Source organism: Mesorhizobium sp. GW821-FHT04C10 (assembly GCF_059420305.1).
Genome location: NZ_JBWKTL010000001.1, coordinates 3,216,046 through 3,230,473, shown reverse-complemented (window position 1 = coordinate 3,230,473; position 14,428 = coordinate 3,216,046). Strand labels below are relative to the sequence as shown.

The window sequence follows — 14,428 nt, the reverse complement described above, 5'->3', positions numbered from 1 at the left end:
TGACGATCCCGCCGCCTGACGGTACCGGCGACCGGAAACACCCCTTTGGACTTCACTGGTTGCGAGTGTGGTCATGAACGGGGATCACCACACCAATGCTGCACGCCCTCCGCCGATTCCGGCGCGCAGAAGTCCATCAGCAAGGATCATACCGGGCTAATATACCCATCTGCGGGCCGACTGGCCCCGGCATTGCCTCGTTTCGGTACACATACGTGCGGAAAGTTGACCGATAGTGAAACAACTCCGGCGGTTGGAAGAAATATTTTACAACCCCAGTGCGATGATGGCCGGAACTGAGTCTGGCATGGATATCGCTAGGCTGCGGTTCTGAGATGACACAGCCTCGCATCACGGATCGAGCGGACCTGAAAGTACCAGTAGCCATGAAATCGGAACAGCCTTCCATCCTGATCCTGGGAACGCGCGGCATTCCCGCGGCCCATGGCGGCTTCGAGACCTTCGCCGAGAAGCTGGCCCTTTTCCTGGTCGCGCGCGGCTGGAAGGTCGGCGTCTACTGCCAGGAAGAGGTCGAGCGGGTCGACCAGCGGGTGCGTCTCGACAGCTGGCGCGGCATCGACCTGATCCACATCCAGGTCGCCTCGAAAGGCCCGCGCGCGACGCTGGAATTCGACTGGCAGTGCGTGCTCGATGCCGCCCGGCGTCCGGGCGTCTGCCTGGTGCTCGGCTATAATGGCGCGGTATTCCTGACCTGGCTCAGGCTGATGCGGCGCAAGATCATCACCAATATGGACGGTATCGAGTGGCGCCGCCCGAAATGGGGAGCAGCTGCACGCACCTGGTTCTGGCTCAATGAATGGATCGGTGCCTGGGCTTCGCACCGCCTGGTCGCCGACCATCCGGTCATCGCCGATCACCTGGCGACGCGGCGGCCGCGCAGCGCCATCGCCACCATCACCTATGGCGCCGACCCGGTGACATCGGCACCCGAGGCGCCGGTACGCGCGCTCGGGCTCGAACCTGGAAAATACCTGATCTCGATCGCGCGCATCGAGCCCGACAACAACATCCTGCCGATCGTCGAAGCCTTCTGCAGCCAGAAACGCGACATGAAGCTGGTGGTGCTGGGCACGCTGTCCGACCAGAATCCCTATCATGTCGCCATCCGCAAGGCGGCGAACGCCTCGGTGGTCCTGCCGGGCGCCATCTACGACCAGGCGGCGGTGAAGGCGCTGAGATATCACGCGCGCGCCTATATGCATGGCCACACCGTCGGCGGCACAAACCCGTCGCTGGTCGAGGCGCTGGCCGCCGGCAACATGGTGATCGCGCACGACAATCCCTACAACAGATGGGTCGCCGGGGCCGCCGCCGTCCACTTCACCAACACGCAGAGCTGCGCCGAGCGGATGCGGCAGGCGATGGAGGATGACGCGCTGGTCAAGGCCTGCGGTGAAGCCGCCAGGACACGCGCCCGCGAAGCCTTCCGCTGGGAGGATGTGCTGCTTGCCTATGAGGATGAAGCCTACCGGCTTCTCGGCGTGACATCGGAGCGGACAGCCGCGATCGACCGCCCCTCGCCCGGCGCCGTATGACGGGCTGGTCGCGGCGGCGGTTGCTGTGCACCGCGCTGTCGACGGCGCTGGTGCCCGCGGCGCTGGCGCAGCTTCCCGCGCGGTCCGCGCTTGCCGCCAGCGGCGAATGGCGTTTCCGCCGCGGCGTCAACGCCTGGCCCTGGTTTGCACTGACACGCGAATTTCCCGCCCCGCGCACCGACTATGACTGGCCGCCCTTCCAGGCGCAGCGGCCGGTGCCAACCCCCGACGACCTCCGCCGGCTACGTGCCACCGGGCTCGATTTCATCCGCTTGCCCGTCGATCCCGGCCCGTTCCTGGCCGCCGACGCCACCACGCGCGGCAAGTTGCTGGATATGCTGGACGCGGCCGTCGCCGCCACGATCGACGCCGGTCTCGGCATCATCGTCAACGTCCAGGCCAACGGCGCCACCCATTACTGGAACCCCGACCGCATGGTCTCCAGCACCGCGGCACCCGAATTCGCGGCCTATCGGGCGCTGGTCGGCGAGCTTGCCGGCAGGCTGGACCGGTTCACGCCCGGAATGGTGGCGCTGGAGCCGGTCAACGAACCGGCGCAATCCTGCGATTCAAACGTCTGGTCGCAGGTCCAGGCATCGCTGCTGACGGCGGCGAGAGCGTCATCCCGGGCCTTGCCGCTGGTCGTCACCGGCGGCTGCGGCTCGATGGTGAGCGGGCTGGCCGCGCTCGATCCGGCGCCGCTGGCGGCCTTCGAGCCGATCCTGTTCACCTTCCACTTCTACGAGCCCTATCTGTTCAGCCACCAGGGCGCGCCGTGGATGCGCGAGCCCGTCTACCGCGCACTGAACAATGTGCCGTGGCCGGCCTCCGCCGGCTCGCTCGAAAAGACGCTGGCCTCCGTCAGGGCGCGCATGGCCGCGGATACCGAGACCTCCGAAGCGGACAAGAAGGCCGCTTATGCCGAGACCGAGCGCGTGCTGAAAGTCTATTTCGACGCCCGGCCCGACCGCTGGTTCATCGACAAATATCTCAGCCAGGCGCGCGACTGGGCCGACAGAAACGGCATCGCGCCGGCGCGCGTCATCATGGGCGAATTCGGCGCGCTGCGCACCGACGCCCGCTACGTCGCCGCCCCGAACCCCGACCGCGCCCGCTACATCGCCGATGTCCGGCAGAGTGCAGAAGCCGCCGGATTTCCCTGGGCCTTCTGGGACCTCTTCGACGGCATGGGCATGATGGACGACAAAACCCGCGCGCTGGACCCGGCGATGGTCGAGGCGCTTGGGTTGAGGATGCCGGGGTAAGCGCCGACCGTCCCGATTGACAGAACGCCTCCCTCTCTTCGTCATCCTAGGGCGGAGCAAGGAGCGAAGCGACGCGGCGCAGACCCTAGGATCCATGCCGGGACCTTGAAGCGCCGCAGCGGTGCAGAAAAACTCACCATCCCGTGCCGCGAAAAAGTTCGAACCACTCCGGATTTGTCTTTTCGATCAAGTAGATCTTCCATTGGCGCGACCAGCGCTTCAGCGACTTCTCGCGCTATATCGCGTCAGTGATGTCGAAATACTCCTCGTACCAGACAAGGCGCTGCACGCCGTAGCGACGGGTGAAGCCCGCGCCTTGTCCAGACTTGTGCTCAGGCATGCGGCGGCCGAGGTCATTGGTGACGCCGATATAGATCGTGCCGCGCTTCTGGATTGCAGTCATGTAAACATATCCGGTCATGCGTGACTTGAGCTCGGGGTGGGTTCAGGGACCGCTGCATTCTACAGCCAAAGTCACGGCATGGATCCTAGGGTCTGCGCCGCGTCGCTTCGCTCCTTGCTCCGCCCTAGGATCACGAAACGCGTGGGTGCATCTGGGGCCGTCGCCCCACACCCCTTGCCGGCCGATACAGCACCAGCGCGATCACCACGAATTTGGTCATGAGCGTGGTCTTCGACGCCAGGCTTTCGGAAGTGTTGAGCAGGATCAGCCAGCCCAGCATCAGCAGCCAGATGCCGGCATGGCAGCGGCGCGCCACTTCGTGCATGAACAGCGCGAAGCCGACGAACAGCAGCAAGGTGAAGAAGGCGCCCTGGTAGAGGACCATGCGGATGATGGGGTTCTCGATGCCCTGCTCGAGGCCGCTGATGCGGCGCAGGCTCTCGATGAGGTCGATATCCGGCCCCACGATCACGTCGCGCAATTCCAGATGATTGAACAGGTCGAACATCTCGACGCGGGCATTGGCGCTGCCGGAGTCCGACACGAAGCGCTCGAGCAGCGCGTCGAAAAAGCCGTAGGACGCCGCCACCGCGATGACCACTGGGACCAGCGCGGCAAGGATGAGGCCCAGCGCCGCGCCAAGCAGGTTGACGCGCCCCGTGCGCAAGCCGCGCAGGCCCAGGATGAGGAGGTAGCAACCGCCGAGCACGATCGTCAGCACCATCGCGGACCGGCCGCCGAAGGCGACGAGCGCCGCGCATTGCAGGCCGATCATCCCGAGCCGCAGCGGCATGGACAGCGATTTCGAGCCGGAGAGCAGCGCCAGCACATAGATCGAGGTGACCGTGGCGTTGGACAGCGGATGGCCCTGAAGCGCCGTCGAGCGCAGGTCGGTCATGAACGCTTCGCCGTCGAGGCGATAGGGAAAGATCAGCGTCTTGGTGGCGAACTCGAACAGCGCCAGCAGTGCGTTCACGGTCATGATGGCGTGAACCACGGTCTGCATCCGGGCGAAGGTCTTCTCGTCCTGCTCGCCCAGCATCATCACCAGCAGCGCCGGCGCCACGAACGTGTCGATCATGCCGGCCATGCCGGGGCGCTGGCGCGCGATGACGACGACCAGGAGCACGATCGACATGACCGCCAGCAGCGTGCTGGCCGGCCGCCGGTCGGCGACGGCAACCATGTAGCCGACCGGATTGCCGAAGGTGCAGGCGCGCCAGGCAAACACGAGTATCAGCAGATAGGTCGAAGGATGGATCTTGGTCGCGGGGTTGCCGGTCAGGCCGTCGTAATTATAGCCCACCAGCCACAGCATGCCGCCGGAGATGGCGAACAGCAGCGCCACGACGGTGACCAGGCCGAAGCTCGTCAGCCAATCGACGGAGCTGCCGGCGCTGGCCTGACCCGAACCGGCCCAGCCGGCTGCCGGGTTGGCGGTCCGGATCGCAACCATGTCAGGCCGCCTCGTCGACCAGCAAGGCGCCGGTCGGCAACCGCCCCATGACGGAAATGGCCTGCGAGGCCGTCGTGACATCGCGCATCGGCGTCGAGTTCAGTGTCGCGACCATCACGATCTCGTCGACCATGGCGACCAGCGGCGAGGCGTTGAGATTGTCGGCCAGCGCGCCGCCGTCAACGACGACGAGATCGAAATTGCGGCCCGCCTGCGCCAGCATGTGCTGCGTGAAGTAGACGCCCTGCGCCTCGGAAAAGACGGCCTTTTGCCTGCCCCTGCCCAGAACAGCGACATTGCTGCCGGCCGTGTACTGGCTCAGCGACTCGAAGGCATATTCGCCGCGCAGCACGTCGAGGAGACCGGGCTGCGGCTCCTTCTTGCCGCCGCCGGCATTGTTGGTGTCGATGAACAGGACACGGCTGCCCCTGGCCGCCGCCGCATTGGCGAGCAGGCGCGCCACCCTGCCCCGTTGCGCGGCGTCCTCGGGCGGCGATGTCAGCAGGATGGACGGCACCAGCGGCCAGTTCGGCGGACGCCGGCTGGAGGCGAACAGGCGCCTCAGCGCCAGGCCCGCGACCGCATCCGTCTTCTGCCCGGCCGAGGCGGCCGCGCCGCCGAAAGGCCACCAGCGGCGGCGCGTTGATTTCGCCGGCAGGACGCCAAACACCGGCGCGTCGATAGCCGATTGCATCTGCGCGCTGGAAAGCACGGTCGGCGAGGAATATTCCGCGATCAGCGCGAGCGCGGTGCCCAGCCCCAGCCCGCCGAAGAGCGCGCCGAAAAGCAGCAGCGGCAGGGGCGGCCAGCTCTTCTTCAAGGCGGGCATGGCCTGCGAGATGATGCGCGCATTGGTGCTGTCGACATTGATCTGCTCGCGCGTTTCCTGCGCCCGCTGCAGATAGGTGGCGTAGACCGAGCGCACCGCCTCGAGGTCGCGCTGCAATTCACGCAGCTTGACCGAGGCCTGGTCGGTGTCGAGCGACTTGCTCTTCATGCCGGCGACCTTGGCCTCCAGCGCCTGCTGGTTGGCCAGCGCCCGTTCGTAGTCGGTCTCGGCGGCGGCGCCGATGCGGCCGAGTTCGCGCGCGATGAGGGCGCGCGTGTCGCGCAGCTGCTGCTGCGCGGCGATCATCGAGGGGTGGCGCGGCCCGAGTTCGGTGCCAAGCTGCGAGACCTGGTCGACAAGCGTCGCCTCCTGCGCCCGCAGGCTCGATATCACCGACGAGCGCATCGCTTCCGAGGTCGCGTCCGGCGCGCCGCCGGACCGGCGCAGCTGGTCGACCTGCGCCTTCAGCGTCGCGGTGCGGCTCTGCGCGGCGGAAAGCTGCGTGTTGATCTCGGTCAGTTCCTGGTCGCTGACCAGATTGCCCGCCGCCATCACCATGTTGTGGGCGGACTTGTAGGCCTCCACCGCGTTCTCGGCCTGCTGCACGCGCTTGCGCTGTTCGTCCAGCCGCGCGGTGATGGAATCGGAAGCATCGGTGGCCATCTTCGCGCGCGCGCTCGCCTGGTCGGCGAGGTAGGCCTGCGCGATGGCATTGGCGAGCTTCGCCGCCTTGTCGGGGCTCTTGGCGGTGACGATCACGTCGAGGACCAGCACCTTGTCGGCCCGCTTCACCGCCAGCCGCCGGCGCAGCGCATCGAGCGTCTTTCCGGTCCTGTCGGTTTCGGCCGACCCCGAACCCAGCAAGCCGCCGAGCAGACGGCTCACCAACCCGCCCTGCCCGTTGAATTCCGGATCCTCGGTCAGGTTGGTTGCCTCGATGGCCCTGAGCAGAACGCCCGTCGACTGGACGACGCTGACCTGGCTTTCCACCATGGTGATGCCGCCATCGGGCGGAACGCGGCTCGGATTGACGTCGTTGGTGACCACCTGCAGGTCTTGCGGATCGATGATGATCTCGGCCACCGAACTGTAGAGCGCCGGCGTGAACAGCCCATAGAGCAGAGCCCCAAGGGTCAGCAGCGCGGCGGTAAACAAGATCAGAAAACGGCGGCGCACCAATATGCGCTTCAGGTCACCCAGCTCGACGGTCGAGGATGCATAGGATGCCGTCGGCGCTGGCTCCGGTGCGTATTGGATCACCTCTGGAGCGTGTTGTTGCGGCAACGAGAGCAGGGATGATTGCAAAGGTCGCTCCGACAACACTCCATATGCCCCAAAAGATTAATTGCGGCCTCAGCCTAGCTATTCCTCCAACTGTTAAAACACTGTTAATTATGTTGGGAGCTCTTCTGATTTTTGGCACGGAGTTTGCCTAATAAAGGCACGAGCGTAGTGACGCGGGCGCGGGCGAGCAGGAGACGGACGGAAATGGGGCAACACTTCACTTCGACCCATCCGTCCGGGCCTCTGGCGTGTCCAATTTTCGAACACCGGCCAGATGCCGAACGTCAGGATGCTAGGGGTGCGACATGCGGGTGAGCCTGCGCCTGGACAGCGAGCGCGTCCGTGCTTTTCACCTGCTGCTCCTGCAGCGTCTGGCCGAACTGGCCCCTGTCGAGGTTTCCGTCGACGCCAGGCCGGCCGGGGGCGGCATTCCAGGCAGCGCCACGGCGCTGTTTCAGCTTGAGACGGCCATCCATGGCCTGCCGGCGGACGGGCTGGCCAAGCGCCTGCCGCTTTCGGCTTTGGCGCCCTACCGGACGCAGCAGCCCGCCTCCCCTGATCTGGTGATCGACCTCTGCGGCGACGTTCGCCTGGAAGGAACGCGGGTCTGGCGCGTGACCTATGACGGCGCTGCCGGCGAAGCGGCCCTGCTGGCGCTGATCCTCGACGGCCGCACGCCGATCGCCCGCATCGAGGAGAACGGCACCACTGTTGCCGAAGGACGCCTGGGCACCGAATATGGCGGCATCGCGCTTGCCTCGTTCCAGGACATGCTGGCGCGCACGGCAAGCCTGATCGTCGCCGCCATGGCCGGCACGGCGCGCACCGTGCCCATCCTGCCTGAACCGGCGCAGGCCGGCGCCTCGCCGCAGATGCCCTCCACCACCAAGCTTGGCATCAGGGCGGGCAAGGCGCTGGCGCGGCGCGTCGTCCAGAAGATCTATCACCTCTGCTACAATGCCCCGCACTGGAAGGTCGGCTGGCGCCAGACCAATGGCCGCGACCTGTTCGACCTGCGCGCCCATCCGGCAACAGGCTGGCAGGTGCTGCCTGACGACGGCAGCCGCTTCTACGCCGACCCGTTTCCGATCCTCCATCAGGGACAGGTAACCCTGTTCGTCGAGGACTATATCCACCGCCTCGGCAAGGCCATCATCTCCGCCGTGCCGTTTGGCCCATCGGGGCCGATCGGACGTCCCGAGCCGGTACTCGACCTGCCCTACCACCTCTCCTACCCCTTCGTCTTCGAGCGTGACGGCGAAGTCTGGATGGTGCCGGAAAGCTGCGCCAACCGCACGGTCGACCTCTACCGCGCCACCGCCTTCCCCGGTGGCTGGGTCAAGGAAGCGACGCTCTTGTCCGATATCGTCGCCAGCGACGCCACGCTGGTCGAGCATGGCGGCCTCTGGTGGCTGTTCGCCACCGTCCGCGACGGCGGCGGCGCTTTCTCCGATGCGCTGCACCTGTGGTCGGCGCCGGACTTTCGCGGGCCGTGGACGCCGCACCCCAAGAATCCCGTATTGGTCGACATCGCCTCGGCGCGGCCGGCCGGCCGCATGGTCAGGCGCGGCAACGACCTGCTGCGCCCGGTGCAGGATTGCCGCAGGAGTTACGGCGCGGCCCTTGGCATCGCACGCGTCGCTCACCTTGATGTGAACGGCATGGAGCAGGTTGTCGAGACCATTTTAACCCCTGGTGCGCTATGGAATGGGCGCAAGCTGCACTCGCTCAACGAGGCGGGCGGCCTGGAATTCATCGATGGCTCGGCGATCGCGCCGCGCTGGAAACAGGAGAGGCGCCCACCATTAACCTGAACATTGGGTACTACCAGCCACCCGCGCTGGTTGCTTGAGGTTGATATGGGCCCGGAAGATATTTCCACCACAGATTGCGGACACGGAAGATGACCAGCAGAAGGGCAACGACATGACCACCGCCGAGGCTGCCCCGGCCGAAGTCGACGTGGCGATCATTGGCGCCGGAATGGCCGGCACCACCCTGGCAACGCTGTTGGGAAATGCCGGCCGCAAGGTGGCGTTGATCGATCCGCACCGCGTTCATCACGACGAGTTCCGAGCCGAGAAGATCGGCATGCAACAGATGCAGTTGTTCAAGAAACTCGGCCTCGACAAGATGCTCATGCCTCTCGTCACCCCGTTTACCGACATTCACGTCTTCCGCCTCGGCCAATTCTTCGCATGTGAAAAGAAGTGGGAATACGCATTTTCCTACGGTGCGCTGATCAATGGCCTGCGCGACGCCTTGCCGCCGCAGGTGCCGCTGACGGTCGGCAAGGTAACCGAGGTCTCGACCGGACCGGACCGGCAGCGGCTGGTGCTGGCCGACGGCTCCGTCATCAATGCCCGCCTGCTGGTGGTGGCCACCGGCTACAGCGAGGCGGTGCGGCGCGCCATCGGCGTCGAGCGCATCGAGCTGTCGAAGGCGCATTCGCTCTCGATGGGATTCGATCTCGCCATTTCGCCGCGTGAATTCGCGTATCAGTCCATCAACTGCTTCGGCAAGCGCGCCAAGGACCGTGTCGCCTACATCACCATCTTTCCGATCGGCAACAAGATGCGGGCGAACATGTTCGTCTATCGCACCGTCGCCGAACAATGGACGAGGGACTTTCGCGCCAATCCGCAGAAGATGCTTTGCGAGCTGATGCCCGAAATTTCAGCGCGGTGCGGCAACTTCGAAGTGGCGAGCCCGGTCGAGGTCAGGCAGGTCAACCTGACGACCACGGCGGGCCATCGCCGCGACGGGGTCGTCTTCATTGGCGACGCGTTCTGGACGACCTGCCCGACGCCGGGCGTCGGCATCGGGCGGGTCATGATCGATGTCGACCAGCTCCATTCGGTTCACATTCCGCGCTGGCTGGAAACACCGGGCATGGCGGCCGACAAGATCAGCACTTTCTATGACGACCCGGTCAAGGTGGCGTCCGACGAGGGCGGCATGCGTGCGAGCATCTATGCCAAGCGGATCACCACCGAAACCGGACTGGAATGGCGCGCGCGGCGCCTGCGCAACAACACGGCGCGCCGGCTGATGATCATCAGCCGCAAGGTGCGCCATCTGGGACCGCGGCGGGCGCCCGGCATAGCGTGAGGGACTTCCCCTTTCCCGCCAAAAGCAAAAAGGCGCGATCGAGCGACCGCGCCTTGCACCTCGCCCCATCGGGCGAAAGCGTCGTTCCGGCCCGCTCAGGGCGGCGGCGGCGGCGTCGAACCTGATGATGGGACCGCCTGGGCCGTGACGGCCGAAAGCCGCTCACGCTTCTGCCAGCTTGGCTTCTCGTATTTCTTCATCGGGTAGGGCCTCCGCGTTGGATACCGCGCCATAAAGAACCGCTTCGGCACGCAGTGTCAATTGTGCCAGGCTTTCACAACCTGCCTGAACGATCCCGTGCGGCTGCATCTCCCGAGCGTGCCCGCCGGCTTCCACGCATGCCGGACTATTGCCGGTCCCCTTCCCTGGAATGCGGGCCGCTGCCTGGCGAGCCAACGGATTCCCGCATCAAGACCCGGCAAGGCTCGAGCCGCGCCGTCGGCGGCCCCTGCTTGCCTTCGATCCTGGCAAACAGGACGTCCATGGCGTGGCCGGCGATCTGGCGCACCGGCTGCACCACGGCGGCGATGGCCGGCCATGTCGCCTGCATCCATTCGGCGTCGTCGAAACCGACCAGCGAAATGTCGTCGGGGCAGTGCCAGCCGCGCCGGCGGAATTCCGACAGCGCCACCAGCGTGCCCTTGAGGAACAGCGAATAGACCGCCGTCGGCCGCTCGCCTTTTGCAAAATAGTCGCGCAACCGTGCCCTGAGCGGCTCGACATCGGTTTCGGCAAGCACGACGTCGATGCGCGCATCCGGCGCCAGTCGCAGCGCGGCGGCGCGAAACCCGTCGAGGCGGGCGCGCACCGTCGCCGCCTGCTCGCCGAGGCCGACCACCAGTACGTGGCGGTGGCCCTTGCCGAGCAGCTCGCGCGCCCCTTCGGCGCTGGCCGAGGCACTGTCGGCAGACACCGTGTCGAAGGCATCGTCCGACAGCACGCGGTCGATCAGCACGCCGGTCATGCCGTTGGCCTTCATGAATGCGGCCGCCGGGCCATGCTCGTTGCGCACCGGCGCCAGCACCACGCCGGCGACGCGCCAGTCATGCATGCGGGCCAGGATCTCCGTTTCGCGCGCTTCGGATTCGCGGCTCGACGCCGCCACCAGCGTGTAGCCGCGCTGCTCGGCGAGGCTCTCGAGCTGGGTGAGCATCTGGCCGAAGAACTCGCTTTCGAATTCCGGCATGATGGCGCCGATGATGCGGCGCCTGGCCCGGCGCATGTCGGAGGCCAGCGGATCCACGCGGTAGCCCAATTGCTCGACGGCATCGAAGACGCGTTGCGCATTCTCGCGCTTCACCGTGGTGACGCCGGCCATGACCTTGGAGACGGTGGCGGCCGACACGCCGGCCCGGCTCGCCACGTCGTGGATCGACGGACGCCGCGGCTGGTCCTGCCTATGTGCCATGGCTCCTCCTCCCGAGGCGCGGCCAGAGGCAATTTTCTTGTCCGCCGGGGACATGAATAATCGATTTTTCCGAGTTGTAAATCGGTTCACGCGAGGTGATTATTGCCGCGAGAGCGCGGGTCGCGCCGGGAGGAATCATCATGTCGAACAAGGATTTGCCGCTGGTGATCAGCGCGCCGGAACCACGCACGCTCGAGCTGATCTTCACGCCGCCGCAGCTGGCGCGCTTCAAGGCGAAATACCGTGTCGTCGAAACCACTGCCGATGGCGTCGCCGGCCTGCCGGCCAATGTGCTGGCGCAGGCCCGCTACATCGTCGGCCAGCCGCCGATCGCGCCCGAAACACTGGACGCCATGCAGGCGCTGCGCTGCGTCTTCAACGTCGAGAGCAACCTCCTCAACAACATGCCTTACGAGGCGCTGTTCGCGCGCGGCATCCATGTCGTCACCACCGGCCTCGTCTTCGCCGAGCCGGTGGCCGAGCTTGGCCTTGCCATGGCGCTGAACCTTGCCCGCGGCATCGTCGACGCCGACCTTGCCTTCCGGCAAGGCAAGGAGTTGTGGGGCGGCGACGGCAATTTGACGGCACGGCTCTTGTCGGGCGCCGATGTCGGCATCGTCGGCTTCGGCGATCTCGGCCGCGCGCTGAACCGCCTGCTGTCGGGCTTCCGCACCCACACAAGGGTCTTCGACCCCTGGCTGCCGCCATCGATCCTGATCGACAATGGCGTCGAGCCGGCCTCGCTCGACGAGGTGCTGTCGCGCAGCGACTTCGTCTTCGTCGTCGCCTCGGTGACCTCCGAGAACCAGGGCTTTCTCGGTGCCGATGCCTTTGCGAAAATGCGCAAGGGCGCTGCCTTCATCCTGCTCAGCCGCGCCGGCGTGGTCGATTTCCCCGCTTTGATGGCGGCGGTGAGAAGCGGCCACATCGTCGCCGCCAGCGATGTCTTTCCGGAAGAACCGCTGGCGCCGGACCATCCCGTGCGCACCCTGCCCGGCTTCCTGCGCTCGGCCCACCGCGCCGGCGCGCTCGACATCGCCTTCAAGCGCATGGGCGACATGGTGCTGGAGGACATGGACCTGATCGACCGCGGCCTGCCGCCGCTGCGCTCCAAGCGGGCGGAGCGCGAGACGGTGTCGAGGATGCGCTCGAAGCCGGTGGACAGGAACTGACGGAAGAGCGGAGAGCGTTTGTACGCCCCGCGATTTCCGGCGTCTTGCCGGCTCTAACGTAGGTATCCCGCCACCAGCCGCGTGGCCTCGTCGACCAGTGCCCGCACTGTTTCGCCGCTGAGCTTTTGCGGCCCATGCAGGACCGCCGTGTGGGCCAGTGCCTCGATCGATGTCACCGACACGAAGGCGGCCATGTCGAGATCGGTCGTGCGCAGCTCATCGCCATGCGCTTCGAGATAGGCCCTGAACAAGGCATAGGTCTGGCGGCCGAAGGCTTCGACATCCGCAAGGCGTCCAGTGCGTGGGATCTGTTCGGCAAGCACGCGGTGCAGCCTCGGGTCGATCTGGTGTGCCTCGATCGCCACCGCGACCAGTCGGTGGACAGCCTTGTCGACCGGCAGTGAAGCGACCTCCGCGAAGGCGGCGGTCACCACCCGCATGATCGCCCGATTGTGGCGATCGATGACGGCTGCCACGAGCGCCTCCTTGCTCGGATAATATTGGTAGAGCGAACCGACGCTGACACCCGCTTCCTCTGCGATCCGGTTGGTGCTGGCCTTGTCGAAACCCTCCTTGACCAGAATGCGAGCGGTCGCCTCGACCAGCGCGTCGACCGTCACGCGCGCGCGCTCCTGAGTGGCGGTCTTCCTGGGTTTGGTGAGCGGTTTTCGCGCCATGGCCTCCGGTCCGAATGCGAGTAGGAGAATGCGAGCAATCACTCGTATTATAGCTCCGGGCGCCGGCGAATGGCCAGACGCCATGGAGCGTCGGGAGGGCAACCAACCGAATTCGGACAGGACATGGACATGAACATCGCGAAGATAGTTTTGGCGCACGACATCCAGGAGGACGGAAGACCGCCGCAGGCGTCTCCGGACGATGCCGGACCGAGTTGGCAGAGCCGCTGCATCAACGCTCTGCTTGGATTTCTGCCCTTCAAGAAGCGGCTGGCGTCCGCCGCTTCGGTGCGGCGGCACGCGCGCAGGCTTGCCTTGCGGCCGGCCTCCCATGAACCGACAGGGCTCGGCCGTGGCGTCGCGGTGACATCGACGCATGTGGCGGGATGGCCGGTCTACTACACCGCGCCATCCACTGGATTCAGCACCGGCAACATCGTCGTCTTCCTGCATGGCGGCGGCTATATCAACGAGATCGTCCGCGCCCATTGGCGCATCGTTGGCATGCTGACCCGCGAAGCCGGCGTGCGCTGCGTGGTGCCGATCTATCCGCTGGCGCCACGCGCCACGGCGAGCGACGTCGTGCCGGCGACAGGCGCGCTGCTGCGCAAGGTTCTGGAACAGGCCGGGCCTGCACAGGTCACGGTGATCGGCAATTCGGCGGGGGCCGGGCTGGCGCTGGCAGCCGCGCAATGGCTGCGCGATCAGGGATACCCGCAACCAAGCGGCCTGGTGCTGATCTCGCCCGGCGTCAATGCGTTGCTGGATAGTCCCGAGCGGAAGGCAATCGCCGCCGTCGATCCCCTGCTGGATATTCCCGGAACGCTCGAGGGTGCCCGTCTCTATGCCGGCGATCTCGACCCCGCCCATCCCTATGTCAGCCCATTGAATGGCGGCTTCCACGGCCTGGCGCGGATGCTCGTTCTCTCCGGCACTCGCGACCTGCTCTACCCCGATAGCATCGAACTCGCCGCGAAGGCACGGGCGGCGGGCGTGCCCGTCGAGCTTCACCTGCGGAAGGGCCAGCCCCACAACTATGCCGGGCTGCCGACACCGGAAGGCCGCGAGGCGCGCGCAACCATCCTGCGCGCAGCCCAGGGACTGGGGTGATCCCTTTCCCGAAAGAGAGGAACCCTTTCGCGGCTTTTGCGTTTCCCATCCGGATCGTCTCCCATTCGATCCACTCCTCCAATCAATACCCCGCCAGGCTTCGGCCGGCGGGGCTTTTTTTGCGCCGTTCGCAGCGAAGAGGCCCTGTTGGCCCCCG

General features: G+C 66.1%; 10 protein-coding genes and 1 pseudogene. 6 read left to right on the top strand and 5 right to left on the bottom strand.

What is annotated here, in order from left to right:
* The first annotated feature begins 386 nt into the window (after positions 1-386).
* Both AC07UC_RS15620 and AC07UC_RS15615 read left to right on the top strand, forming a co-directional pair.
* A complete protein-coding gene (locus AC07UC_RS15620) occupies positions 387-1,556 on the top strand; it encodes a DUF1972 domain-containing protein (protein ID WP_494906630.1) in 1,170 nt (389 codons plus the stop codon).
* Positions 1,553-2,821, top strand: a complete 1,269-nt coding sequence (locus AC07UC_RS15615; protein WP_494906629.1) for a glycoside hydrolase family 5 protein — start codon at positions 1,553-1,555, stop codon at positions 2,819-2,821. Before AC07UC_RS15620 ends, AC07UC_RS15615 begins: the two co-directional genes overlap by 4 nt.
* Before the next feature lie 133 nt (positions 2,822-2,954).
* Here the strand turns inward: AC07UC_RS15615 and AC07UC_RS15610 are convergent.
* The 3 genes and pseudogenes from AC07UC_RS15610 to AC07UC_RS15600 form a co-directional block, all read right to left on the bottom strand.
* Positions 2,955-3,242, bottom strand: a pseudogene (locus tag AC07UC_RS15610) (GIY-YIG nuclease family protein).
* A gap of 112 nt (positions 3,243-3,354) precedes the next feature.
* Positions 3,355-4,680 carry a VpsF family polysaccharide biosynthesis protein gene (locus AC07UC_RS15605; RefSeq protein ID WP_494906628.1) on the bottom strand — a complete coding sequence of 442 codons (1,326 nt, stop codon included), beginning with the start codon at positions 4,678-4,680 and terminating at the stop codon, positions 3,355-3,357.
* A 1-nt stretch (position 4,681) separates the two neighbouring features.
* A complete protein-coding gene (locus AC07UC_RS15600) occupies positions 4,682-6,814 on the bottom strand; it encodes a GumC family protein (protein WP_494906627.1) in 2,133 nt (710 codons plus the stop codon).
* Positions 6,815-7,098: 284 nt separating this feature from the next.
* On the opposite strand from AC07UC_RS15600, the gene AC07UC_RS15595 reads away from it, so the two are divergent.
* Both AC07UC_RS15595 and AC07UC_RS15590 read left to right on the top strand, forming a co-directional pair.
* Positions 7,099-8,607, top strand: coding sequence for a glucosamine inositolphosphorylceramide transferase family protein (locus AC07UC_RS15595; RefSeq protein WP_494906626.1), 1,509 nt, complete (start codon positions 7,099-7,101; stop codon positions 8,605-8,607).
* 112 nt (positions 8,608-8,719) lie between these two features.
* Positions 8,720-9,904 (top strand): FAD-dependent oxidoreductase, encoded by a 1,185-nt coding sequence (locus AC07UC_RS15590; protein WP_202326658.1) that lies wholly within the window; start codon positions 8,720-8,722, stop codon positions 9,902-9,904.
* Between the two features lie 346 nt (positions 9,905-10,250).
* Here the strand turns inward: AC07UC_RS15590 and AC07UC_RS15585 are convergent, their stop codons facing one another.
* On the bottom strand, positions 10,251-11,312 hold the full coding sequence (locus AC07UC_RS15585; RefSeq protein WP_494906625.1) for a LacI family DNA-binding transcriptional regulator: 1,062 nt from the start codon (positions 11,310-11,312) through the stop codon (positions 10,251-10,253).
* 140 nt (positions 11,313-11,452) lie between these two features.
* Here AC07UC_RS15585 and AC07UC_RS15580 point away from each other — a divergent pair, with 140 nt between their 5' ends.
* The gene (locus AC07UC_RS15580; protein WP_140774066.1) at positions 11,453-12,484 is read left to right on the top strand and encodes a hydroxyacid dehydrogenase; all 1,032 of its coding nucleotides are present in this window, start codon (positions 11,453-11,455) and stop codon (positions 12,482-12,484) included.
* Between the two features lie 53 nt (positions 12,485-12,537).
* On the opposite strand, the gene AC07UC_RS15575 is transcribed toward AC07UC_RS15580, so the two are convergent.
* Positions 12,538-13,161, bottom strand: coding sequence for a TetR/AcrR family transcriptional regulator (locus AC07UC_RS15575; protein ID WP_494906624.1), 624 nt, complete (start codon positions 13,159-13,161; stop codon positions 12,538-12,540).
* 129 nt (positions 13,162-13,290) lie between these two features.
* On the opposite strand from AC07UC_RS15575, the gene AC07UC_RS15570 reads away from it, so the two are divergent.
* Positions 13,291-14,271, top strand: coding sequence for an alpha/beta fold hydrolase (locus tag AC07UC_RS15570; protein WP_494906623.1), 981 nt, complete (start codon positions 13,291-13,293; stop codon positions 14,269-14,271).
* Positions 14,272-14,428 lie beyond the last annotated feature (157 nt).